This window comes from Bradyrhizobium sp. CCBAU 051011, assembly GCF_009930815.1.
Lineage (GTDB): Bacteria > Pseudomonadota > Alphaproteobacteria > Rhizobiales > Xanthobacteraceae > Bradyrhizobium.
Map to the genome: position 1 here is coordinate 6,149,541 of NZ_CP022222.1, position 23,125 is coordinate 6,172,665.

A 23,125-nucleotide genomic window follows, 5' to 3' on the forward strand; every position below is an offset into this window, starting at 1 on the left:
GGCGCGCCGAGGGCACTTCGCACGTGTTGGCAAAGAGCCCTTCGAAGCGCGCGTCATGGCGTACCGGTCGCGCGTCAACTCAGCGCTCATGATGCGGGCCGCAGCATCGGTGTCAGCACGGGAGAAGAGCCGCTTTGGATCCTGCCGGCAATCTCGAAGCCATGGCGCTCATAAAAGGACATGTTACGCGGGTTCGAGCTTTCGAGGTAGGCTGCGATGCCTTCCTCGTCGCATCGTCGAAGCGCGTGTTTCATGAGCAATGCGCCGAGCCCTTGCCCGATCCAGTTCGGATCCGCGGCGATAAGGGGTAGATACCAATGCGGGCCGCGGGGATGATGTTCGGCCATGCCTTTCATGACGTCGCCCATATCCTCGGCGATCTCTGGGCGCACAGTCTCCTGCATGATGGCGCCCATTTCTGCTTCATCCGGCTCGACGCCCGGCGGCAGCCACAGGGCGGCGGCGCGAGCCCCTTCGGTGACATAGGCCGTGCCATGCTCGAAAGCCCGGCCGCCAAAAGCATTGACGAGCCGAGGCATTACCCTGAGGTATTCGGACGGATCGGGCCAGCCCAGCGCGCCATCGGGTCGGCCGCAAAGCCGAGCACAATGGTGCTGATCGCGATAGCCCGGATGTTCGCATCCGCAGATTTGACTTCAGGCGCCGCTGACATCGTGTGGTTCCCTCGATCACTCACCGTCAATGTTTAAGCATTGTGAGTGCAATTTCCGACAAGGGTCAAATCACGTCCCCGCCTGTCGAGGGTGTGGGAGGCGGGCGGGCCTTCCGGCATGCAGGGAAAATTGGCAAGAGCGCCGCAGCGGTTCCGATGCTCCTTCATCGTGCGGGGAAATTTTTCTCGCTAAGCCAGACCCCGCCAAGCCCGCCTGCAGGCTACGGGCTTCGCGGCGCCTCACGCGGCGAAGCTTGCTACGCGCTCCGGCCCGGCGGCAGGACGACGACGATCGCGCCGAGCTTCACCCGGTTCACGAGATCGATGATGTCCTCGTTGGTCATGCGGATGCAGCCGGACGAGATGGCCTGACCGATATATTCCGGCTGGTTGGTACCGTGGATGCGGTACAGCGTGTCCTTGTTGCCCTCGTAAAGATAGAGCGCCCGTGCGCCCAGCGGATTGTCCGGACCTCCGGCGACGCGCTTCGGGTAGGGGCCGAGCCGGGCCTGGATCTCCGCCGTCGGGATCCAATCCGGCCATTCAGCCGTCTTGCCAACCGTAGCGATGCCGGACCAGGCCAGCGCTTCCTCTCCCACCGTCACACCATACCGGATCGCCTTGCCGCCCGGCAGGACGTAATAGAGATAGCGCGAGTTGGTATCGACCAGGATGGTTCCCGGCTGCTCCTTGCGCGTGTAGTCGACGATATGCCGGCGATATGTTTCCGGAATAGTCGCCTGCGCATAACGCGCGTGGGCGAGCAACTGCCGGTCCCTTGGGGTCAAGCTGGCATTCGATGACGGCGCAAGGGTTGCTTGCATGCAGCCGCCGAGCAGCCCCACCAGTAACAACGCGAGCCCACGCCCCATCATCGCGTGTCCTCCTACCCGTCTTACATGTCTCAATTTGTTGCTCAAAAAGTGCAGAAATCAAGGCGGCCGCTAAATAATCGTTCAAGCAACTCGCCGCGAGGGGCATGAGACAAAACCTTGCTCTGCCGGCGCGGCGTTGAGCGCCCCTTCAATCAGCCGGTGGTTTAGTCGGATTTGAATGAGTGCCGCCAACGGGGGTACACCGAACTAGTCGGAACGATCCAACCGAGTTGCGATAGCATACCTGACCCGTCGGCCACTTGTTTTCGCGTTGCCGGCGGTTGGAATGGGCGGCCCCAGCTCAGCCCCAGCCCCCCGCTGCTGGGGCCGCGCCTCCTGACCGGGAAATGAAAAAAGGCCGCTAACTGAGACGGTCTTACTGCACTCCAATATCCTTGATTGACAGAGCCGAAAGACCGCAGATCACGCACGCCTAGTTCGCAAAGCTTGCTCGAACGGTGCCGTCAAACGGCTGATCTGCTTGAAGACGTGCTGCCTGTCGGAAATCAATTCTTGTCCGCAGATGCCCGACCAGCAGTTCCGCGCCGACAGTCAGGCAGCCATGATGTCCCCCAGGCACCTGCATCACTTCGAGTTGGGAACTGAGATGCCGCCACGCCCGGCCGTCGTGTTCAGCCGCGTAAAAGGCCACAGGGACCTCGAGCGGTGCCGGAAGATATTGCGCCATTGCGATGGAATAAGCGTCCCATAACGCCGGCGGAATCCCATTATTGAGATTGAATAATGCGTCATACAGCTTGGCGATCCGCTCCTTCGGCCGCTGAGCCATCTGCTCGCGCGTTGAGGCCTTGGAGTATCGCTCCAGCCGGGCCATTTGTTCATATGTCCAGCGCAGAAGGTAAGGCGAACCTAGGGGCTTCATCAGCCCGATGATCGCCCGCGGCACCGGACGGGCGCTGACGGTCGGCGGGTCGACCATCGCAACCAAATCAACCTTGTGGCCGGCTGCGATCAGCAGGCGGGCTGCTTCGAACGCCACCATGGCGCCGTTACATTTGCCGCCCAGCAGGAAAGGACCGGTGGCCTGCCTTTCCAGGATATGCGGCAGGCGGTCGGCGGCCATCTGCTTGATCGACGGCGGAATCGGCTCCCCACGAAGACCATGGGGATCGATGGAGATGATCGGGTAATCGGGCCCGAAAAGCTCCACCATCCGCCGCACACTCTCGTGGCCGCTGATAAGGTCTCCATTAAAGAAGTACAGGGGAGGCCGTTCGCCACAGGCACCGAACTGGAGGAAAGGCGTCGCCGGCGTGCCCGTCTGCACGGCGATTTTTGGCGCAAGTTGCCGGATTGTTTCTGCTCCGAACAGGATCGTGTCCGGTACGGGGTGGCCGACGAGCCGCTCGACCTCGATGAGCATTTCCATCGCCAGAAGGGAGTCACCACCGCTGGCAAAAAAATCATCGTCGACCGTCACAGCCTCGGACTTGAGCAGCCTACGCCATAGAATAAGCAATTCAGCCTCTAGATCCAATGGGCCTTTGTCCACAGCCGGCAGGGGCATCGCCCGCTGCTGACCCAACAGCTGGTCGAGCGACTCGCGCAGCCGTCGCCGTTGGACCTTTCCCGTCGCCCCCTTTGGCAGTTGATCGACGATCAGAATGCGCCGCGGAATCTTGAACGAGGCCAACTCGAGTTGCAGGAACTGGCGAAGCTCCGCGGGTGTCGTCTGCGCGCCAGGATGGGGAACGACGGCCGCCGCGACGTCATCGCCAAGGCGTGGATGGAGGATTGCGAAAGCCGCGGCTTCGGCAATGGCCGGATGGCGTAGTAGTGCGGATTCCACTTCAGCAGGGGCGATCTTCTCACCACCGCGGTTGATTACTTCACTGAGGCGGCCGTGCAGGGTCAGGAAGCCGTCTCCGTCGAGGCTGCCGATATCGCCCGTGCGAAGCCAGCCCTCTCTGAAAGCAGCATGATTGAGTTCCGGCGCATCGAGATAGCCAGATATCACGGTGGGACCTCGAACCCAGATCTCACCCCGCTCGCCGGTTGGCAAGGGATGTCCATCCTCACCAACAATGGCCACGGTATCAGGCCAAGGTTGCCCGCAAGTCCCTGGCCTGTTCGGCCCGGGCGGCGGCAGGTTGGCGGCGATCTGCGCGGCTTCGCTGGAGCCGTAATGCTCCAGCACCGGCACGCCCAAAATGCGCTGCAGGTCGTCCTGCACTTCTTTCAGCAGCGGCGCGCCACCCGATACGACGAACCGCAGCGTGTGCGACGTCGGCGCATCCTTAAGGTTTTCTGCCTTGTCCAGCACGGCAGTGTGAAGCGTAGGACCTGCCGAGTACCAGGTCGGCCGCAGGACATCGAGCCACTCGTCCAGCGCCACGACGGCACTGTTCGCCGGGACGGCAATGCTGCCGCCCGTCAGCAGCGGTGTGAAGACCGTTACTTTGAGCCCATGGGAATAGTAAGGGGACGACACGCTCAGGCAACGGTCCCGGTGTGTGAGACCGAACCAGGCCTGAAGCCGTGCGGCCGCCGCCAGCATATTGCCATGACTGAACGGAATGAGCTTCGGCTGCGCAGTCGTGCCCGACGTCTGCAGGATGAAGGCGGGCGAGCCCGGATCAGGCTCAGCATCGATCGCAGGGAAGTTGGAGACTCGCGCTACGATATTGAGTCCAAGCTGACCGTGCCCGACCGGAGCGGCTTCGATGATGGTGAGCCGTCTGCGCTCAGCGGCCTGGCGAGCTTCAGAGGCATTGCCTTGTGGCACGAGAAGAGCGTTCAGGCGCAGCATGTCGAGACGCTGATCGATCTCCGCTTGGGACAGGCGCGGATCAAGCGGAACCGCGATGCTGCAACAGGCCACCGCAACGATGGCGAGAACCGCCTCCGCGCCGTTCGGCATGAGTATCCCGATCCGGGCGTTGCAATCGAACCCAGCCAAACGCAACTGTCGGCGGATGCCTTCCAACTGGCGCTGAAGATCGCGGTACGTCAGAGGCGCAAACGTGGAGGAGACAATCGCAGGCTGGTGTGGGAACCGCTCTGCAGTTTGACCGATGACCTGGCCCAATGTGAATTGGGTTGCAGCCTCTCTCCCAGCGCGCATTAGACTGTCCCCCCGACTTCCTGGAGCGGCACCCAATCGTAGCGGGAAAAAACGGTAAATGGCGCGAAGCAGTCGCACTAATCCCTAATTTCCATGCTTGGCGAAGGAATAAGGGAACAACCGGCATCGCTGCGGGTTGATTTTGATGCTTCCAGCCGAAAGGTGCCCCCCCGACTGCTGGAAGAAAACCCGTATCGTTCGGGTTGGCGGCCCCTCGGTTGGGGCCGTTTAAACGGAATGGCTTCCCGGTATCCGCAAGGCGCTCGGAGCGCTCATAAGGGAACGGTCGCGGTGCAGCTCCCATTGGCCAGCGCGTGGGGGCTACCTCTAAAAGTCTAGCAAAGAATTGCGACCGCGATCGCAGTGACCTGAATCAGACCGGCCGCCACTATCGTCGCGAGAAAAAGATGCGCGCGCTTTGGCCCAAAATGCGCAGCAGAGAGCGCATCACGCGATCTGCCATCAACAGTGGTCAGTTTCCAAAGAAGCCGCGTCCACCGCGAGGTTGATCCTCGCCAAGAGCCAGGATGGGCGGTTCTTGCTGGTGCATCACCAGACCAGCGGCTTCACGCCTCGCTTTACGTTCAGCGTACTTTTTGCGGCGCGCTCGCTCTTCGGCTTGTGCTTTGCGACGTTCGGCGCGCTCCAAGCCCTGTCTATCCCTTTCTGCGGCCTGCTGCTCTTGGGGTGGCGTCACCGGCTTTGGAGGAGGTTCTGGAGCAGTGACCGTTCGCACCGGCACCTCGGGAGGGGTAGCCGCCTCGGCCGATGCAGGAAGGATAACCCGTACGGGAGGCAGACGATCGGCCACCGGGCGACTAGGCGCGGTCGGCTCCATGCTGGTTTTCGCCAGCATAAGACCGCCGCCGAAACCAATGGCCAAAATGACGAAGGTTGTTCCGACCCCCGCGAAGAATAGACGCGCGTTCGATGCCATGGCTGTCTCCAGATATGGCAATGAACGCTTGAAATTCGACTTGTGTTCCTTGGCGGGAAAAAATGGCAACAATAACGGCCTGAGCTATTGAGCAGATTCTCGCCATTTCCTAATCAACAGCATTGTCAGCACCACGCGTACTCTTTACGAGTGCCTCGCCCCTGCGTTGCCATTCTTCGACGCGGTCAGCGATTTTGTCGTATTCCTCCGCAACCAGCAGCATTCGCCGAATTTGTCTGAGGTCGTAATACCTCTTCGCCTTCGCGCGCGTCGCTTCGGCGCGATCTCGCCAGTACTTCGGTTCTTTGATCGGGTCACGCATGGCACCGGGTAAAGCAATTTCGAGTGCCGCGTTCCTGAACATATGTATGGCGCCGGGCGCCTATAATTCACGAATTGTTAGCGACACAACAGATTCGAGATTGTCGAGCGCGCGCCGCGGTCGAGCACAGGGCGCTTGAGCTGCGCTGGGATTGACGGAATCAATCGAGGATCTCGACTCTCGCATAATCCTGGATAGTTCGTCTGCCTCTCATCGGCCGAGCGCAAGTATGCGGAGCGGCTGGCCTCTTATCCGAACGCATATCGAAGCAAGGCTGCGATGCCAGCTGCCAGGAGGCTCGCCAGCGCAGCCAGCGTCCAATCCGGTCGGGCAGTTCTACTCGCTAGGCTGACCACCGCTTTTGTGAGGTTTGCCATCCTGTCTTCACCAACTCTCAGATCCAAGGCGATGGAGATAAGAAAGACCTTGGCTTGTCAGTTCTTCTGGGTCGCTTTCACCAGCTTGCCATTTTCCGCTCAGATACCTCTCAAGCGAGCAACGGCGTGGATCGGTCGCGTCAATATCCTTGTGCGTCGCCAGGTGCACGGTCCAAGCTCGCTCAACAGCAACCTTCAGCGGGAAGTCGTCATCCATTTTCGAACTCCAAATGGCGCGTCCTAATTCAATTCTACTGGTAAGAAAAGGTTGCCACTTTTTCCCGGATGATGTGTTCAAGTACGGAAGTTGCGTCAGAAGGAGCCCCGGCCGCTGCGCGAGGTCGCTCTTGCTTAAACGTCGCAGTCGGGGGTAGCGGTGGTCGCACGCGGCCAACGGCGGACATTGGCTCGCCAAGTTTGACGCGAGGCAGGTGACGATGGATCCCGTTTACCGTCGAGCGATGCGCAAAGACGCCAGTCGTCTCAACGCCATTCGGCGGCGATCCATCCTTGAGCTTGCGCCACCAAAAATGTCCGGTGCCGAAGCGCAGGCGTGGGCGTCGAAGCTCACGCTCTCCGGTATGGAGCGAAAGCTGCGTGAGCTCGAAGTATGGGTTGCCGAGCTGGACGGCACCTTCGCCGGATGGGGAGCCATTCACGGCGACAGGCTGGAGGGTTTGTATGCTGCGCCCGAATTTGCCGGGCAGGGCGTGGGGAACGGCTTGCTTGGGATGCTCGAAGGGCGGATGCGCGATCGCGAGTTCCCTTCGGTGGAGGCAAGCTCAAACGCCCGCGATTTCTACCTACGCCGCGGCTACCGGTCGGTCGGCCCTCAATCGCCTGATGGGGCCTGGCCCATCGTGAAAGAACTTCTGACCTGAAAAGGGGGCAGGGGAAGAAAATAGTGCGTCGGGCGGCGGCCCGGTTTTGGCGGCCGTTTAACCCGCTCGCGGCGCTTGATTTTCCCCCCGCGAGGGGCGACTTTGGCGCCCGCTTGGCGGGGCCTATTGGCGTCCTCGCGGCGGGTTGTCAGGAGGATATGTTGGCGGACCATCAAGTGCACGATTTAACCCCGGAAGACGTATCGAGGGGGATCGCGGAGGGCCGCTATCTGCTGGTCGACGTCCGCGAGCCCAATGAGGTAGCGGTGGAAGCCTATCCGGATGGCGTGGTCGTTCCGCTCCAGAGCTTCGATCCGGCGGCGATTCCGGACCCGAAGGGCAAGCAGGTAGTGTTCGCCTGCCGCTCCGGCAAACGCTCGGTGACGGCCTCGCTGGCGGCGCAGGCGGCGGGCCTTCCCTATGACAAGCATCTTGCCGGCGGCATCATCGGCTGGAAGGCAGCGGGTTTGCCGATCAAAACCGGCGGCTGATCTCCACCATGACATCCATGAACAAGGTCTTTGCCGACCTTCCCGTCACCGTCTTCGAGGCGATGTCGCAGGCCGCCCGCGACAACAACGCCATCAATCTCGGCCAGGGCTTTCCCGACGATCCCGGGCCGGAGGACATCCGCCGCGCCGCGGCCGATGCCACCGTGAACGGCTACAACCAGTACCCGTCGATGATGGGCATCCCGGAACTGCGGCAGGCCATCGCCGCCCATTACGGCCGCTGGCACAAGCTTTCCCTCGATCCGATGACGGAAGTGATGGTGACCTCGGGCGGCACCGAGGCGCTGACGGCGTCCATCCTCGCCGTCGTCGAGCCCGGCGACGAAGTCGTGGTGTTCCAGCCGGTCTATGACAGCTATCTGCCGATCATCCGTCAGGCCGGCGGCATTCCGCGCCTGTTGCGGCTGGAGCCGCCGGGCTGGCGGCTGACGGAAGAGATGCTGGCCAGCGTTTTCAACGAGAAGACCAAGGCGGTGCTGTTCAACAATCCGCTCAACCCGGCGGCCGTCGTCTATCCCCGCGAAGACCTCGAGCTGCTGGCGCGGTTCTGTCAGAAGTTCGACACCATCGCGATCTGTGACGAGGTCTGGGAGCATGTGATCTTCGACGGCCGCGAGCATATCCCGCTGATCACGATCCCGGGCATGCGGGATCGCACCATCAAGGTCGGCAGCGCCGGCAAGATATTTTCGCTGACGGGATGGAAGGTCGGCTTCGTCTGCGCCGCGCCGCCACTGTTGCGGGTGGCCGCAAAAGTGCACCAGTTCCTGACCTTCACCACCGCGCCGAACCTGCAGGCGGCGGTGGCCTACGGGCTCGGCAAGCCTGACGAATATTTCTACGACATGCGCAAGGATCTGGCGCGGAGCAGGGACCGCCTCACAAAAGGGCTGGAGAGCATCGGCTTTCCCGTGCTGCAATCGCAAGGCACGTACTTCCTCACCGTCGACCTGTCACCGCTCGGCTTGAATGAGACCGACGTCGAGTTCTGCAAGCGTATCGTGACCGACTACAAGGTCGCGGCGATCCCGGTCTCGGCGTTCTACGAGCAGGACGCGGTGACCTCGGTGGTGCGGTTCTGTTTTTCCAAGAAGGACGAGACGCTGGACACCGCGCTGGAGCGGCTGTCGGACGCGGTGCACGGCCGGCGCAAGAGGTAGAAGATGCGCAATTCGACTGGAGTCTCGCTGCGCCTTTTTGGCGCGCTCGCGGTGGCGCTGACGCTCTCGCCTGTGTCGGCGCAGGAGCGCACGGTGAACTTCTACAACTGGTCGAACTATATGGCACCGGGGGTGCTGGAGGATTTTACCAAGGAAACCGGCATCAAGGTGGTCTACGACACTTTCGACGCCAACGAGACGCTGGAGACGCGCCTTCTGGCGGGCAAGTCAGGCTACGACGTCGTGGTGCCGACCGGCTACTTCCTGCAACGCCAGATCACGGCAAAAGTCTTCCTTAAGCTCGACAAGTCGAAGCTGCCCAATCTCGCCAACGCCTGGCCGGTCGTGACCAGCCAGCTCGCCACCTACGATCCCGGCAACAACTACGCCGCCAATTACATGTGGGGCACCACGGGCATCGGCTACAACGTCAAGACCGCGCAGAAAATCCTCGGGGCCGATGCCAAGATCGATAGCTGGGATATCGTCTTCAAGCCGGAAAACCTCGCCAAGTTTAGGGATTGCGGCATCCACATGCTGGATTCCGCCGACGACATTCTGCCTGCGGCCTTGAGCTATCTCGGCATCGATCCGAATTCGACCAAGCAGGCGGACCTGGACAAGGCCGCCGAGCTCGTCAGCAAGATCAGGCCCAATGTCCGCAAGTTTCATTCGTCGGAATATCTGGGCGCGCTGGCCTCCGGCGAGATCTGTTTCGTCGTGGGCTGGTCGGGCGACATCATGCAGGCACGCAGCCGCGCCGCGGAAGCCAAGAACGGCATCGAGATCGGCTACACGATTCCGAAAGAGGGCGCGCAGATGTTCTTCGACAATCTCGCGATCCCCGCGGACGCCAAGAACGTCGCGGAAGCCTATGAGCTGATCAACTATCTCTACCGCCCCGACGTCGCCGCCAAGAATTCTGACTTTTTGTCGTACGCCAACGGCAATCTGGCCAGCCAGAAGCTGGTCGATCCGAAGATTTTGAACGACAGAAACATCTATCCGGACGAGGCGACGCAGAACAAGCTGTTCGTCATCCAGGCCCGCGATCCCGCCACGCAACGAGTGATCAACCGGCTGTGGACCAGGGTGAAGACGGGGAAGTGACCGGTAAGGCACGAACCTCTCTCCGCCGTCATTGCGAGCGAAGCGAAGCAATCCATAGCGCCACGAAGAAAGTATGGATTGCTTCGTCGCTTACGCTCCTCGCAATGACGTGGAGAGGTCCAGTGCACAATCCTCATCTGGGCCACAGACTCCGGTTGCCGGAACCCAAGCGAGAATCTATAGCTCCCTCCGGGAGCATCACATGACCAACATTCTCGCCTTCTTCTCAACGCGCACGCTGCTGCAGATCATCTTCGTTCTGGGGGCGACGGTGGCGATGAAGGCGTGGAGCCTCGGCCTGCTGTTCGGCGGATAGGGAAAGCGGGCGCGTTACGTAGCCCGGATGGAGCGAAGCGAAATCCGGGGGCTTCAGCCGATTGCGAGTGCGCCCCGGGTTGCGCGGAGCTGTCATCGGGCGCGCGTTCGCGCGACCCGTTGGCTTCACCCGGGCTACGCTCGCTACGAAGAGGTCTCTACCGCCACCTTCTGTGCAGCCAGAGCCACTGGTCCGGATATTCCCGCACCCAGCCTTCGATCACATTCGTCACCGCCTGCATGGTGCCCTGGATGTCGATCTGGCCTGCGGCATCGCGCACCGGCTTGACCTCTTCGGACAGCTCGGCGCGGAAACGGTGGTTGGGCAGGCGGATGATGCGCACGCCGTGCACCGGGCATTCGACCTGGCGGAGCAGCCGCGCCAGCGTCGGGTTGGCCTTGGTCTTGCGGCCGAAGAACGTCACCTCGACGCCGTTGCCCATGTACTGATCGACCAGCATCGCGACGTGCTGGCCCCGTTGCAGCGCTTCCGCCAACTTGAGCGGCGCCTCGCGCCCCGCAGGCACCAGCGTGCCCATCTTGACGGCGCGGATCCGCTCGATGGCGCGGTCGGCGGCCTCGATGTTGGGACGGCGGAACAGGATCGCGCAATCGAGCCCATGGGCGACCGCGCCGAGCGCCGGGATTTCCCAATTGCCGAGATGGCTGGCAAAAATGATCGCAGGCTTCCCGTCGTCGCGCAGGGCATCGAAAATCTGCTTGGTCCGCGGGGTGAATTCGATGCGGCTTGGCTTGTCCGGTTGGTCGAGGTCGTAGTCCCAGATGTGGTCGAGATGGGCGAACTCGGCGCCGATGCGGCCGAGATTGTCCCAGACGCCGGCCAGGATGGTCTCGATCTCTTCCGCCGATTTCTCGGGGAAGGCAGCCGTGAGATTTTCGCGTCCGATGCGATCCTCGCGCAGCCTTCGGCCGATGAAGCGGGTGACGCGGCCGAAGAAATTGGCTGTTTTGTCGGGATCGAAATAGCGCGTGGTGCGGAGCAGGGCGATCGTCAGCGCGCCGACGGCGGCTTCCGCTACCGGCTTGGCGGCGTCGCGCAGGCGCGCCTTGGTGCGTAGGAGCAGGCGGTTCATCGTGATGAGTGACGTGCTGGCTACACCGGTTCGCGCGTTAGGATCAGCGAGGCGTTCTGCCCGCCGAAACCGAACGAGTTCGACATCACGGCGGTGACCTTGGCATCGCGCGCGGTGTTGCCGACCACGTCGAATAGGATCGACGGGTCCGGAATCTCGTAATTGATGGTCGGCGGAATCCGCTGGTGCTCCAGCGTCAGCAGCGAAAACACGGCTTCCACCGCGCCGGCTGCCGAGATCGTATGCCCGACCATCGACTTGTTCGACGACACCGGAATTTTCGGCAGATGCTCGCCGAACACGACCGCGGTCGTGTTGTATTCCATCTTGTCGTTTTCCGGCGTCGCGGTGCCGTGGGCGTTGATGTGGTCGATCTGTTCCGGCTCGAGGCCGGCATCGGCAAGCGTCTTGCGCATGCAGCCGATGATCGGCTTTCCGTCGGGGCTGGAGCGGGTGCGGTGGAACGAGTCGGTCAGCTCGCCGCAGCCGGCCACCACGCCGAGAATCTTCGCGCCGCGGGCCATCGCCGACTCATAGCTTTCCAGCACCATCGCGCCGGCGCCTTCGGCCATCACGAAACCGTCGCGGTTCTTCGAGAACGGCTTTGAGGCGGCCTGCGGCGGATCGTTCTGCGTCGACAGCGCCGACAATAGCGAGAAGCGCACCATCGCTTCGGGGTTCACCGAGCCGTCGGCGCCAACGCACAGCGCAGCGTCAGCCTCGCCGCGGCGGATCGCCTCGACGCCGAGCTGGATTGCGGTTGCGCCGGAGGCGCAGGCGGTGGAAAGCGAGATCGGCGATCCCTTGGTGCCGAACTTTTCGGCGAGAAAGCTCGCCACCGAACCGAACATGAAGCGGCGATGATATGCGGTGAACCGTCCGCCGCCGCTGACGCGCAGCATATCCCCGTAGTCGAATTCGGTTCTGCCGACGGCGCGTCCGAGTTCGAGCCGCTGCGGCCACTCGACCTCGACCGGCGCGACTGCGAGAAACAGCGGCCCGGGAAAATCGGCCTTGCCGCCGATATTAGCCTGTTCGAGGGCTTCCTCGGTCGCCATCTCGGCGAGACGCTCGGTGAGGCCGGTCGACGAGAACGGCTCCACGGTGACGAAATCGACGGTACCGGCCATGTTCGTCTTCAGGCCGTCGATCGGAAAGCGCGTCACGGTCCGAATGCCGGATTCGCCCGCGGTCAGCCGGGTCCAATTGTCCGTCTTGCCGGCGCCGAGCGAGGTCACCACGCCCATGCCGGTGACGACAACGATCGGCCTGCCGAGTTTATCGCGTGGTGCTGACATGGTTCCCCCGTCGATGCTGCGCCGTAATTGGAAGCGCTCTCGCGCTCATCTCTTGCTCTGGCCGTGATGCCGCAAGCTTGCTTGCGGGAATCAGGCGCTACTTGATGGCCTCGACCAAGGCCATGCCTTCGCCCTGCCAGTGACCGGCCCCCACCACGACAATCTGGTCGGGGCTGTCAGCCTTTTCAACCTCGAGCCCGGTCGGGTCGTTGGGCGGAAACAGCGCACCGCGGGAGATCGAGAGCGCGGCCAGCGCCAAGCCGAGCGGAAACTGGGTTTCCAGCGTGTGGCCGAACATGGTTCCGGTGGCGCGGACCGCAAATCCGGGGTGCTGGCGCAGAAACGCCTTCTCGTCCGAGGTCACCGGCTCGGCCCCGGTCGCTCCCGTGATCAAGGTGCCGCTGTCGCCGACGCCGAGCTTTGGCCACATCGCTTCCAGCGATTTGGTCACCGCGCCCGGCTGCTTGCGCTGCGCAAGGTCGGCGACCACCCTGGTCAGTCTGGCATAGGGCTTGGCGCCGCGGGCTTCGGCGTGCTCGCGCGACTCCAGCACCAGGAAGCAGCCGGCGGAGCCGAGCGCGAAGCCGCTCTTGCCTTCGCGTTGCCAGACGGGAGCGAACTTGTCGGTCAGATTGAAGTCGCCGAATTCGTAGAGGATCAGCAAGTCCGAACGCTCGCCATTATGGGCCGCGCCGACCAGCGCGATGTCGCTCTGGCCGCTTTCGATCCGTGCCAGCGCAATCCGCGCTGCATCGATCGAGGCGGCTTCCTCGCCCATGAAGGTGCGCGACGTGCCGCAGACGCCGTGCACGATGGCGATGTTGCCGGCGAGCAGGTTGGAGAGCTGGGCCAGGAACAGGGTCGGCCGCAAATCGTTCATCAGCCGTTCGTTGAGAAAGCCCGGACCGGAATTGCCCTTGGCATCGGCGTTGAGGATCGCCGCATCGACCGCGATATCGCGCTCGCCGCCGCCGGCGGCGACGATCATGTCCATTCTAGCAAGGATTTCCTTGTTGCCTTTGACGCCGGCCGAATCGAGCGCCAGCCCCGCGGCATAGGTGCCGATGCGCTGCCACGCCTCCATCTGGCGCTGGTCGCCCTTCTTCGGGATCTGGGCGTCGAAGGAAACCGGCGCCAGCGGGTGCACGATGTGGGGCGCGAACCGCTTGTCGTCGACGTTGATCTTCTTCTCGTTCAGCGCATCCCAATGCGCGTCGAGCCCTTCGCCGAGCGAGGAGACGATGCCGATGCCGGTGATCCAGACTTCCTTGGCGGGCGCGGAATTTGGCTCAGTCATGCGTAATCGCCTGCAGTGGGAAGCCGATCTTGTTGGCCATCGCGTCCATGTGCACACGCAAGGCCGGGTCGGGGAAGGGGGCAAGGCCGAAGGTGAGTTCAGCGCTGCACTTCAACTCCTTGCCGACGCGCCCCTTGACCTTGGTGACGGCATAACCGGAACCTTCGTGCTCGAGCTTCGCCTCGATCGTCAGCAACTGGCCGGGACTGACGAACCCGCGCATCTTGGCTTCCTTCACGATGGCCAGGAACGGCATGCGCTCGAACTTCAGGACGCCGAGTATCAGCCAGCCGGAGCTCTGCGCCATCGCTTCGGTCAGCAGCACGCCGGGCATGATCGGAAAACCCGGAAAATGCCCTTCGAAGATCGTATGCGACGCCGGAACCTGCGCCTCGACCGTAATTTTCTTCTCGTCGAGATTGAGGTCGACGATGCGGTCGATCAGCTTGAAGTAATCAAGGTCCATGGCGGGCGATTAGGCGCCCGTGGCTGCATTCTTGGCGGCGACCAGTTCGTCGATGCGATCGGCGAGATTCTGCAGCACGAAGTACTGCTCGGTCGTGGCCTTGCCGTCGTTGACCTCCTGGGTCCATTTTTCGAGCGGCATCTTGATCCCGAACGCCTTGTCGATGGCAAAGGCGATGTCGAGGAAGTCCAGGCTGTCGATTCCCAGATCGTCGATGGCGTGGCTCTCCGGCTTGATCGTGTCGCGCGGAATGTCGCAGGTCTCCGCGATAATGTTGGCGATCTGATCGAATGTGGAAGACATCATTAAGCCTTTGATATACTGGAGAAAATCCGGAACGGCTTGGAGGAGGCGGGCGCGCGGCCCCGGAAGGCCCTGTTCCCCCGGCCGGAGTCGAGTGCCCGTATATCGGAGCGGGGCGCTGAGTTCAATGGAAAGGGACCGATCCCACCGCATTGGAATTGGGGGTGAAAATGGCGGTTTCGGGGAGCCAGCCTGTGGCATCAACGAAAGCCCGTCGCGATCACCCCAGCGTTCAATCCGCCCGCAACATGAAGCCATCGAAATAGGCGCCAAATTCCCCATGGCCATCGAGCGGGAGCACGTGCGCGACGTACTGGTCCGGTCGCACCACGACCATGCAGCCCGTGCCCCGATCGATCCCGCGCATCGAAAAGATGTCATGGCCGCCCCTCAAATCGGGACAGAACATTTTTTCGTAGTCGATGAGCCCGTAGTGTCCTTTGCGCGGGAGGAGCAGTGGCGGCATCCTTTCGATGGCAAGCTCGGTGTGCGCCTGCTGGAACACCGCGCGGACATCGATCACTGAATCGATGTCGGCGCCCGCAGGTGTGTGCCTTCTGACGGGAGATTTTGGATTCTCGCTCAGGAAATCGCAGAGCGAGCGGACAGGGGAGCTGGCGGCGGCGGGATCGCCCGCGCCGGCAAAGATAAAAATCCGGAAGCGTCCGTCCGCCTTGGCGACATGACCGAGATGAACCGGCTTGGCATCCGAGAGCCGGACGACCGGCGCGGAGTGAAAACGCGTACCGATCACGAAGCCTTTGGCGAGATGCTGGTGATCAGGTTCGGCCGTAAGCATGGATGGGCGGTAGTGGGTCGCCGTTCCCGCAGTGTAGCGGCCGTGCCGGACGAAATAGTTTTGGGTTTCTGCGGCGTCCGCGCCCTTGTTGTCGCCCTTGGCGGAAGCGAGGATTTCGGCCCATTCGCGGTCGAAGTCGATCAGTTCCTTCGCCACCGCCTGCCGTTCCGCCGAGTAGCTGTGCAATAGATGCGGCGCGCTGTGCCGGCGCAGCACGGAAGCCAGCTTCCATCCGAGATTGAAGCCGTCCTGCATCGAGACGTTCATGCCCTGGGCCGCCTTGGGGCTATGGGTGTGGCAGGCATCGCCGGCGATGAACACGCGGGGCAGGCGCGTTGCGGCCTCTTCCGCCGGGACGTCGTCGAACTTGTCGGTCAGCCGCTGGCCGATCTCATAGACCGACCACCAGGCGATTTCCTTCACGTCGAGCGTATAGGGATGAAGAATCCGCCGCGCCTTCGCGATCAGATCATCCGAGGTGATGTTGCGGCTCGTGACCCGTTCGCCGGCGTCGAGATTGGCGAGCTCGACATAGAGCCGGACGAGATAGCCGCCTTCGCGCGGGATCACGATGATGCTGCCGTCACGGGCCGATTGGATCAGCACCTTGAAGCGGATGTCGGGAAAGTCGGTGACGGCAAGGACGTCCATCACACCCCAGGCATGATTGGCGGAATCGCCGCGCAACTCGCGCCCGATCGACTTTCGCACGGTGCTGCGCGCGCCGTCGCAGCCGACGACATAGCGAGCTTTGACGGTCTCGATCTCGCCCTGGTGCCCGGCATCGAGCCGCTCAAGGCGCACGGTCACCGCGTGGTCCTCGAACCGCGCCGTCGGCGAGATCTCAAGATCGAGCAGGCGCCGTGAATAATACGGCTCGAGCTTCGACGGCGATTTGCGCATGACATCGAGATAGCAATCATGCACGCGCGCCTGGTTAAGGATGACGTGCGGCATTTCCGACAGCCCGTCCTCGACGTCCTGAACCCGGCCGCTGCGCACGATGTTTTCAGGCATGCCGTCGTCCGGCTTCCAGAACGTGGTTTCCGTGATCCAGCAGGCCTCCTTCAGCACGCGCTCGCTGAAGCCAAAGGCATGAAACATCTCCATGGTGCGACACGCGATGCCGTCGGCCTGGCCGCGCAGCAGCCGGCTCGGCTTTTGCTCGACGATGCAGGTCTTGATGTCAGAAAACGCCGCAAGCTGCGCGGCCAGCGTGAGACCTGCCGGTCCGCAGCCGACAATCAACACATCGACTTCCGCCGGAACTGGTCCTGATATGCCGGAAGGCAAGACCCGCTCGCCGGGATCGGCCACTTCAGGGTCGCCCGGCTCGAATCCGTTCAGGTGAAACTGCATGAGATGGCTCCTCCCGTCTCCGGCCACCCTACGATATTGCTCAGCATGCTGATTATCAGTATGCTTGTCAATTCCAGACCCGCCTTCAAACCTGCCTTGGAGCGTTCGGTGAGAGATAACAACGAGATGCCCGGCCATCTGGCGCGCCGGTTCCAGCAGATTGCGGTGGCCGTGTTCCTCGCCGAGGTCGAGGACGCCGGCTTCGACCTCACTCCGGTTCAGTACGCAGCGCTGGCGGCAATCAAGCTCAACCCGGGCATCGACCAGGTGACGCTTGCCGGCCTGATCGCCTACGACCGAACCACCATCACCGGCGTGGTCGATCGTCTCGTGCAGAAAGGCTTGCTGGTGCGCCACCCCAGCCCCCGCGACCGCCGCGCCCGCGAGTTGCAGGTCACGGAGTCGGGAAAACGTACGCTGCGCGCCATCACGCCGGCCGTCGAGGCGGCGCAGCGGACCATGCTGCGCGGCCTCACCGAAAAGGAGGGCGCGGACTTGATGCGGCTGTTGCGAAAAGCCATCGCCGCCGGCAACGAACTCAGCCGCGCGCCGTTGCGGGACGCGGAATTGCGGTGAGTGCGACGCGAATGACGTAGGGTGGATTAGCGACAGCGTAATCCGCCGCACCAAATCGAAAGTCCGTAGGATGGTTAGAGCGTAGCGAAACCCATCGCGTCTCGGCTCGCGATTGATGAGTATCGCTGAGCTGCATCCATCCTGCGAACCACGAATACGCTATCGCTGATCCCCCTTACGTTTCCGGACCGGCCTTCACGACTTCTTCGCTTCATCCAGAAACGCCTGTACCGCTTCGAACAACTTCAGGCGATTGCGCTCCATGATGATGCTGTGCGTTCCCTCGGCCAGCGCGACGTAGCGTTTGCCCGGCGAATTCACGAGGAGCGGAAACAGCGTCTGCGCCATGTAGGGCGGCGTATCGCGGTCCCATTCGGCGCCGACCAGCAAAGTTGGCGCCGTGATCTTGGCGGGATCGTAATAGGGTTTGCCGGCGCCGAAGAATTCGGCGCCGTCCTGTACGACGCCGTTGGGGGCGCGGACCACCGGCGGATTCATCGTTGCACCGTCCGGATCGGTTGCGAAGGTCGCAGCCGCCCAGGCGTCGAACCACCCGGCGGGGATGAGGCTGGCTTTCTTGTCCTCGGGCACGCCGGTGTACCAGCGTTCCCTTGCCTGATCGCGATTGACCATGCGGTAGGCGCCGAGCTTGCCGGCGCCGGCCTGAACCAGCGAAGGCGTTTGCCGGATCCAGCTTGGTGCATAGAGCACAAGGCGTTCGACCTTCGCGGCGTTCTGCGTGGTGTAGGTGGCCATCAGCGTGGTGCCCCAGGACCAGCCGAGCAGGTTGAGGCGCGGAATGTTCCGGTGCCGCAGGATGAAATCGACGGCGGTGCCGATGTCCTTGACCGCGGTCTCGCCGTTCACGATCGGCGGATTGGCTTCGGGCTTGTCGGCCATTTCCTTCGGGCGGGTGGATTTGCCGTAGCCGCGCAGGTCGAGAAGCCACACGTCGTAGCCGCGCGCGGCGATGTATTCCATCCAGGACAGGCCATCGAGCTTGAGGTCGAACGCCGTCTCGGACGGATAGGTCGCGCCGTGCACGTAGAGCACGGTTTGCTCGGGGCGGAACGACGTCATGTCAGCCGGCCGCTTGTTGCGGACGTAGATTTCGATGCCGGGATCGGAAGTCTTGACCATCATCTCTTCGGTCACCAGGGGCCTCGTCTGTGCCAGCGCCGGAATGGAAAGCAGCGTTGCGAGAAAAAAGCCTGCGGTCGCGATCGAAAGTCTCACCATAGCCTCCCTCGTATTTTCTTTGTTTCTGCCTACGTAACGTAACGGCAATTGCGCTCGCCGTGCATCTAATTCTCGCCCGGTGACGAAAGCGGATGGGTCTGACGGTGACTAATCGGAGCTAAAGATGCGCTGCGCGTTCGCACGATTTTCTTCAACAACTTCAAGCTGATTTGCCCCGTCCAGTCGTGCGCGGAAAAATATACAGCTTCGCCGTCAGCCCAAATCACGCTTACAAATCGGCCATCCCGTTCCGAGAAGAGGGGCGTTGGCCATCGTCACGAACGTTGGAGCGGGTTGCGGTGGACGCGGCAGCGTCGGGCGCGAGAAGTGTTCGCAGGGCGGTTCTCCGTGAGCGAGCGCGGCGCGCAGGACGTACGGCGCTTAAACGCTTCCGCCAGGAACTTCGGCCGGCAGCACTTGGCTGGCTGACGTCTTTGGCAGAGGAAGCTGCGTACGGCAAAACCGTGTGGTCCTGGCGCCCGTGGCTGGTGTCAAGCCGGCGGAGGTTTTCGAAGCTCGACCGAGTTTCGGTGAACCGCCAATTCGCCGGTGATGGAGGCAAGAGGAATTCGTCTCCAGGGAGAGCGCGGCATAAGCCGTAAACCCACTGCGCAGGGAATGCCGGGCTGCTCCGGCTGTACCTGTATGCTCGTGTGCGCATTTCCTTAAGTGCATTTGCACACGAGACCGCGGGTGCAGCAAAGCACCCGGCATTCCCTGCGCCCTCTCACTTTTGGGGGTGAACGATTTGCAAAACTCGGGCGCATGGTGTCGCGAGAATGCGAAACTGTAGCCATGTCATCGCGAGCGAAGCGTTGAACCGCGTAGCCCGGATGGGGCGCAGCGAAATCCGGGGCAGTGTCAATGCGGGTGACGATTCCCGGATTGCGCTACGCTCCATCCGGGCTACATGCCGGCTGTTTGAAAACCGAATAGGTCGTTGTCCACACGACTACCCGTGCGGCGTCACCGAAATCCGCGCGCAATCGCGCCGGCCCATCAGCACGCAGTCCTGAGTCTTGCGGAGATCGGCGATGCTGACCGCGAGCCAGATGCCGATCGCGGTGAGCGCCACGGTGAAGGCGAAGGCGGCGACATTGGCGAGCATGCGGTGACGGAAATCGTCGCCCTCATCGCGCGGCCGCTCATAGCGGGAAAGGTCGCTCGCCGCCGGCTGCGCCTTCGCTGGCTCGGGTTGGTCCCGCCGGGCAGGCGGATGGGCGGAGGTGCGCGGCCGGAACTTGAGCACGACATGCTCTTCGTCCGAGCTAAAGGGCCGCTGGGTTTTCACTGCCGTCGATCCGCGAGAAATCAGTTCGTCTTTTTAGCACGGCGGCTGAACTTCCAACATGAAATCTTGATCGACGCGGGACAGCCATCCCGACCCGCAATGCCTGGAACTGGGCGCTCGCCGGCCGGCTCAGCCCTGCTTCGACAGCCGCCCCATCATGTAGAACTCATCGTTCGGGCGCATCGCGGTGACGTTGGCCAGCCGGTTCGACAGCGCGAAGAAGGCCGAAATCGCCGCGATGTCCCAGATGTCGTCGTCGGAAAAGCCGTGGCCGGCGACTTCGGCAAGATCGGCCTCCGACACCTCGTTCGCCGCTCGGCTCACCTTCATGGCGAACTCGAGCATGGCGCGCTGGCGCGGCGTGATGTCGGCCTTGCGGTAGTTGACCGCGATCTGGTCGGCGATCTGCGGGTTCTTGGCCCGGATGCGCAGGATCGCGCCATGCGCGATCACGCAGTAGTGACACTGGTTGGCGCTACTCGTCGCCACCACGATCATCTCGCGCTCGGCCTTGGTCAGCCCGCCGTCCTTCTCCATCAGCGCGTCATGATAGGCAAAGAAGGCGCGAAATTCGTCCGGACGATAGGCCAGCGTCAGGAAGACATTCGGCACGAAGCCGGATTTCTCCTGCACCGCAAGAATCCGGGTGCGGATATCCTCCGGCAGCTTGTCGATGGCGGGCGGCTGAAATCGCGGGGCGGCAGGCTTGGTCATGAAGGGGTTCCGGCTCAAGGCCGCGGGATGCGGCGTTGCCGGAACCATATCGCGTTTCGCGGCCAGGTGCATACCGCCGCGCGCGCGAGAATCGCGCAAGGCTGTGGCGCCTCAGCGCAGCGGCTTTTTCAAGAGCGAGAAGCGGTCGGGATCGAGCCCCATCGAGGGCTGCAGCATCGGCGCTTCCACCGGCGTCATGATACGGGCGGCGGGCCGCTCGCCGCCGATGCCGGGATCGTTCGGCACGTCGCGGTTGGAGGTGGCGCCACGCCAACGGTCCAGCACGGCGGAGACGAAGTGCATGTCATGGCCGGCGGCGACCGACGGCACGGACGCGATGGTGGCTTCGCTGCGCGGCAACTGGTGGACCGGCACCTCCTTGAAGCGCAGGCGCGTCGGCAGCGCCACCCCTTCGCCGAAGGCCAGCACCTCGCGGGTGCCGAGCGAAGGCACGAAGGACAAGAGGTTTGCGGCGGCGTCAGAGACGGCCGAGCGCAGCAGCGCCTGGTCGCGGTCGTTGGCAAGGCGCATCGCAAACAGCGTGTTGCACTGGGAGATGATGGTGGCGTCAAGTTCGGCCGGACGCTGGGTGACGAGGCCGAGAAAGACGCCGTATTTGCGGCCCTCCTTGGCGATGCGCGAGACGGCTTTCCGGGTCGGGCCGAAACCGATGTTGCGGTCGGCCGAGGCGTAGCGGTGCGCCTCTTCGCAGACGAACAGAAGCGGCGACACGCCGTCGCTCCACAGGCCGAAATCGAACGCCATGCGGCACAGCACCGACACCACGGAATCGACGACTTCGGCGGGGAAGCCGGCGAGCTGCATGATGGTCATCGGCCGGCCATTGGCCGGCAGGCGGAAAAGATGGCTGATGACTTCCGCCATGGTATCGCCGCCGACATTGGCGTTGTCGAACATGAAGGCGTAGCGCGGATCGTTGCGCACGGTCTCGATGCGCGAAATCAGCTTGTGATAGATGATGCGCGAGGAGCGGTTCTCCAGCTTGCCCATCCGCTCGTCGATCAGCGAAATCAGATCGACCAGCCGGTACGGCACCGGCGTATCCACCGTGTAGCCGCCCGACTTGGGGTCGACGCGCTTCAGCCCGAGCCGGTCGGAGTTCTGATACTGGGTGTAGAGTCCCTTCGCCATCGGGATGACTTCGGCGAGAACGTCGAGCTCTTCGGGCACGCCGGGCCGGCCGCCGAACAACACGTCGACGATCTCTTCGAAGTTGAACAGCCAGAACGGCAGCTTCAGATTGCGCGGGTTGAGCACCAGCGCGCGGTCGCCGAAGCAGCGGCCATATTCGTTGTGCACGTCGAGCAGGAAAACCCGCAGGTTCGGCCGTGCTTTCAGGATCTCGTTGAGCAGCAACGACACGCTGGTCGATTTACCGACGCCGGTGGAACCGAGGACGGCGAAGTGCTTGGAGAGCATTTCCTCGACGTCGACATAGGCGATCACCGAGCGGTCTTGCTGCAGGGTGCCGACATTGATCTGGTCCGATCCGCTCGGCGCATAGACGGTGCGCAGGTCCTGGGCCGTGATGAGGTCGACGTCATCGCCGATCGTCGGATAATTGGTGACGCCTCGCTGGAATTTGGGACGCTCGCCGCCGGAAATTTCGCCGAGCAGGTCGACCGAGGCGCTCGCGATATAGTTGTCGGAGCTCGGCAGATCCTCGCAGGATACCTCGGTGAGCATCGCAACGATCGTGGACTGGGCGCAGCGAATGCTGATGAAGCGGCCGACGGTGGCGCGCACTTCGGAGACGGGCATCTGGCCTGTCGCCAGAAGTCCGACCCGGGCCTGCGAGCCGCGCACGGAAATGACACGTCCGAAGGATGTCACGGTGTTGAACCTGGATCTCTAGAATTGGGGTCTGACCTCCATTATGGGCGGCGCCGACTAGCGAAACGGTTAAACCGGCGCGATTCCGTATCAGCTAAATCTGCGGCATCTCGGTCAGGATTCGTTTTCGCAGCAAAGCTCCGTCAGCGCTGCCGGCTGCGAGTTGCGCTGGAAAATAAGGGCTTTCTTGCATTTCTCGCTGCATGCAACGCCGTTCGCGAATTAATCGTTCATTTACCACTCCGGACGAGAGGCGCGGCCCGTGATCCGCCTCCCGGTAACCTCTTGATTTGGGATTGCGGATCGGAGCCGACGCGTGTGCGTGGTAACCGATTGCTAACTGCAAGTTGTAACGCGGCCTCCATCAGGACTACGCAACAATGCCGCGGGGCGCGCGATTTGCGGTCTGAGTTCCATTGCACGGACCTCTGTCGCATTCCAAGGGTATGTCGGGTGAGCAACGACGGCGGTTATCAAATATCGGGCGGTCCGGCCGGTTTTGCGCTCGGAAGCGGAACGGTCAAACTTCTTGTGGTGTGCGGGATTCTGCTTGCGGCGGTGATTGCGGCCGATCCCACGGCATGGAGT

20 protein-coding genes and 1 pseudogene are annotated in these 23,125 nt (G+C 62.6%); 5 read left to right on the plus strand and 16 right to left on the minus strand.

Annotated features, from left to right (window positions below; translation table 11 throughout):
* Positions 1–86: 86 nt before the first annotated feature.
* The 6 genes and pseudogenes from ACH79_RS28760 to ACH79_RS28785 form a co-directional block, all read right to left on the minus strand.
* A pseudogene (locus ACH79_RS28760) lies at positions 87–673 on the minus strand (GNAT family N-acetyltransferase).
* 257 nt (positions 674–930) lie between these two features.
* Positions 931–1,548 (minus strand): L,D-transpeptidase, encoded by a 618-nt coding sequence (locus ACH79_RS28765; protein WP_161853943.1) that lies wholly within the window; start codon positions 1,546–1,548, stop codon positions 931–933.
* A 433-nt stretch (positions 1,549–1,981) separates the two neighbouring features.
* Positions 1,982–4,597, minus strand: coding sequence for an AMP-binding protein (locus ACH79_RS28770; protein WP_246738175.1), 2,616 nt, complete (start codon positions 4,595–4,597; stop codon positions 1,982–1,984).
* 508 nt (positions 4,598–5,105) lie between these two features.
* Positions 5,106–5,570, minus strand: a complete 465-nt coding sequence (locus ACH79_RS28775) for a hypothetical protein (RefSeq protein ID WP_161853945.1) — start codon at positions 5,568–5,570, stop codon at positions 5,106–5,108.
* Positions 5,571–5,679: 109 nt separating this feature from the next.
* Positions 5,680–5,934, minus strand: coding sequence for a hypothetical protein (locus tag ACH79_RS28780; RefSeq protein WP_246738176.1), 255 nt, complete (start codon positions 5,932–5,934; stop codon positions 5,680–5,682).
* Positions 5,935–6,276: 342 nt separating this feature from the next.
* A complete protein-coding gene (locus ACH79_RS28785) occupies positions 6,277–6,486 on the minus strand; it encodes a hypothetical protein (protein WP_161853946.1) in 210 nt (69 codons plus the stop codon).
* Positions 6,487–6,706: 220 nt separating this feature from the next.
* On the opposite strand from ACH79_RS28785, the gene ACH79_RS28790 reads away from it, so the two are divergent.
* The 4 genes from ACH79_RS28790 to ACH79_RS28805 all read left to right on the plus strand — a co-directional run bounded on the left by ACH79_RS28790 (position 6,707) and on the right by ACH79_RS28805 (position 9,932).
* Positions 6,707–7,150 (plus strand): GNAT family N-acetyltransferase, encoded by a 444-nt coding sequence (locus ACH79_RS28790; protein ID WP_161853947.1) that lies wholly within the window; start codon positions 6,707–6,709, stop codon positions 7,148–7,150.
* A 158-nt stretch (positions 7,151–7,308) separates the two neighbouring features.
* Complete coding sequence (locus ACH79_RS28795) at positions 7,309–7,641, plus strand: rhodanese-like domain-containing protein (RefSeq protein ID WP_161853948.1); 333 nt, start codon at positions 7,309–7,311, stop codon at positions 7,639–7,641.
* A gap of 8 nt (positions 7,642–7,649) precedes the next feature.
* Positions 7,650–8,822, plus strand: a complete 1,173-nt coding sequence (locus ACH79_RS28800) for an aminotransferase (protein ID WP_161853949.1) — start codon at positions 7,650–7,652, stop codon at positions 8,820–8,822.
* A 3-nt stretch (positions 8,823–8,825) separates the two neighbouring features.
* Entirely contained in the window at positions 8,826–9,932 is a 1,107-nt protein-coding gene (locus tag ACH79_RS28805) for a polyamine ABC transporter substrate-binding protein (protein ID WP_161853950.1), read from the plus strand.
* 473 nt (positions 9,933–10,405) lie between these two features.
* On the opposite strand, the gene ACH79_RS28810 is transcribed toward ACH79_RS28805, so the two are convergent.
* From ACH79_RS28810 to ACH79_RS28835, 6 genes are all read right to left on the minus strand, one after another.
* Positions 10,406–11,341: a lipid A biosynthesis lauroyl acyltransferase gene (locus tag ACH79_RS28810; RefSeq protein ID WP_161853951.1), complete on the minus strand. Its 936-nt coding sequence runs from the start codon at positions 11,339–11,341 to the stop codon at positions 10,406–10,408.
* A gap of 20 nt (positions 11,342–11,361) precedes the next feature.
* Positions 11,362–12,639, minus strand: coding sequence for a beta-ketoacyl-ACP synthase (locus ACH79_RS28815; RefSeq protein WP_161853952.1), 1,278 nt, complete (start codon positions 12,637–12,639; stop codon positions 11,362–11,364).
* A 97-nt stretch (positions 12,640–12,736) separates the two neighbouring features.
* Complete coding sequence (locus ACH79_RS28820; RefSeq protein ID WP_161853953.1) at positions 12,737–13,936, minus strand: beta-ketoacyl-ACP synthase; 1,200 nt, start codon at positions 13,934–13,936, stop codon at positions 12,737–12,739.
* Positions 13,929–14,402, minus strand: coding sequence for a 3-hydroxyacyl-ACP dehydratase FabZ family protein (locus tag ACH79_RS28825; RefSeq protein WP_161853954.1), 474 nt, complete (start codon positions 14,400–14,402; stop codon positions 13,929–13,931). The genes ACH79_RS28820 and ACH79_RS28825 overlap by 8 nt, the downstream gene beginning before the upstream one ends.
* Positions 14,403–14,411: 9 nt before the next feature.
* Entirely contained in the window at positions 14,412–14,705 is a 294-nt protein-coding gene (locus ACH79_RS28830) for an acyl carrier protein (RefSeq protein WP_065732705.1), read from the minus strand.
* Between the two features lie 232 nt (positions 14,706–14,937).
* Positions 14,938–16,863, minus strand: coding sequence for an FAD-binding monooxygenase (locus ACH79_RS28835; RefSeq protein WP_161853955.1), 1,926 nt, complete (start codon positions 16,861–16,863; stop codon positions 14,938–14,940).
* 108 nt (positions 16,864–16,971) lie between these two features.
* On the opposite strand from ACH79_RS28835, the gene ACH79_RS28840 reads away from it, so the two are divergent.
* Positions 16,972–17,439, plus strand: a complete 468-nt coding sequence (locus tag ACH79_RS28840; protein WP_161853956.1) for a MarR family winged helix-turn-helix transcriptional regulator — start codon at positions 16,972–16,974, stop codon at positions 17,437–17,439.
* A 195-nt stretch (positions 17,440–17,634) separates the two neighbouring features.
* On the opposite strand, the gene ACH79_RS28845 is transcribed toward ACH79_RS28840, so the two are convergent.
* From ACH79_RS28845 to ACH79_RS28860, 4 genes are all read right to left on the minus strand, one after another.
* A complete protein-coding gene (locus ACH79_RS28845; RefSeq protein WP_161853957.1) occupies positions 17,635–18,678 on the minus strand; it encodes an alpha/beta hydrolase in 1,044 nt (347 codons plus the stop codon).
* 952 nt (positions 18,679–19,630) lie between these two features.
* Positions 19,631–19,969, minus strand: a complete 339-nt coding sequence (locus tag ACH79_RS28850) for a hypothetical protein (protein WP_161853958.1) — start codon at positions 19,967–19,969, stop codon at positions 19,631–19,633.
* A 129-nt stretch (positions 19,970–20,098) separates the two neighbouring features.
* Complete coding sequence (locus ACH79_RS28855; RefSeq protein WP_161853959.1) at positions 20,099–20,683, minus strand: peroxidase-related enzyme; 585 nt, start codon at positions 20,681–20,683, stop codon at positions 20,099–20,101.
* Positions 20,684–20,794: 111 nt separating this feature from the next.
* The gene (locus tag ACH79_RS28860) at positions 20,795–22,537 is read right to left on the minus strand and encodes an ATP-binding protein (RefSeq protein WP_161853960.1); all 1,743 of its coding nucleotides are present in this window, start codon (positions 22,535–22,537) and stop codon (positions 20,795–20,797) included.
* Between the last annotated feature and the right edge of the window lie 588 nt (positions 22,538–23,125).

What these genes read in the sequence shown, in the direction of transcription:
- ACH79_RS28765 (WP_161853943.1), bottom strand. Translation starts at nt 1,548, where the DNA reads ATGATGGGGCGTGGGCTCGCGTTGTTACTGGTGGGGCTGCTCGGCGGC.
- ACH79_RS28775 (WP_161853945.1), bottom strand. Translation starts at nt 5,570, where the DNA reads ATGGCATCGAACGCGCGTCTATTCTTCGCGGGGGTCGGAACAACCTTC.
- ACH79_RS28780 (WP_246738176.1), bottom strand. Translation starts at nt 5,934, where the DNA reads ATGTTCAGGAACGCGGCACTCGAAATTGCTTTACCCGGTGCCATGCGT.
- ACH79_RS28785 (WP_161853946.1), bottom strand. Translation starts at nt 6,486, where the DNA reads ATGGATGACGACTTCCCGCTGAAGGTTGCTGTTGAGCGAGCTTGGACC.
- ACH79_RS28790 (WP_161853947.1), top strand. Translation starts at nt 6,707, where the DNA reads ATGGATCCCGTTTACCGTCGAGCGATGCGCAAAGACGCCAGTCGTCTC.
- ACH79_RS28795 (WP_161853948.1), top strand. Translation starts at nt 7,309, where the DNA reads ATGTTGGCGGACCATCAAGTGCACGATTTAACCCCGGAAGACGTATCG.
- ACH79_RS28800 (WP_161853949.1), top strand. Translation starts at nt 7,650, where the DNA reads ATGACATCCATGAACAAGGTCTTTGCCGACCTTCCCGTCACCGTCTTC.
- ACH79_RS28805 (WP_161853950.1), top strand. Translation starts at nt 8,826, where the DNA reads ATGCGCAATTCGACTGGAGTCTCGCTGCGCCTTTTTGGCGCGCTCGCG.
- ACH79_RS28810 (WP_161853951.1), bottom strand. Translation starts at nt 11,341, where the DNA reads ATGAACCGCCTGCTCCTACGCACCAAGGCGCGCCTGCGCGACGCCGCC.
- ACH79_RS28815 (WP_161853952.1), bottom strand. Translation starts at nt 12,639, where the DNA reads ATGTCAGCACCACGCGATAAACTCGGCAGGCCGATCGTTGTCGTCACC.
- ACH79_RS28820 (WP_161853953.1), bottom strand. Translation starts at nt 13,936, where the DNA reads ATGACTGAGCCAAATTCCGCGCCCGCCAAGGAAGTCTGGATCACCGGC.
- ACH79_RS28825 (WP_161853954.1), bottom strand. Translation starts at nt 14,402, where the DNA reads ATGGACCTTGATTACTTCAAGCTGATCGACCGCATCGTCGACCTCAAT.
- ACH79_RS28830 (WP_065732705.1), bottom strand. Translation starts at nt 14,705, where the DNA reads ATGTCTTCCACATTCGATCAGATCGCCAACATTATCGCGGAGACCTGC.
- ACH79_RS28835 (WP_161853955.1), bottom strand. Translation starts at nt 16,863, where the DNA reads ATGCAGTTTCACCTGAACGGATTCGAGCCGGGCGACCCTGAAGTGGCC.
- ACH79_RS28845 (WP_161853957.1), bottom strand. Translation starts at nt 18,678, where the DNA reads ATGGTGAGACTTTCGATCGCGACCGCAGGCTTTTTTCTCGCAACGCTG.
- ACH79_RS28855 (WP_161853959.1), bottom strand. Translation starts at nt 20,683, where the DNA reads ATGACCAAGCCTGCCGCCCCGCGATTTCAGCCGCCCGCCATCGACAAG.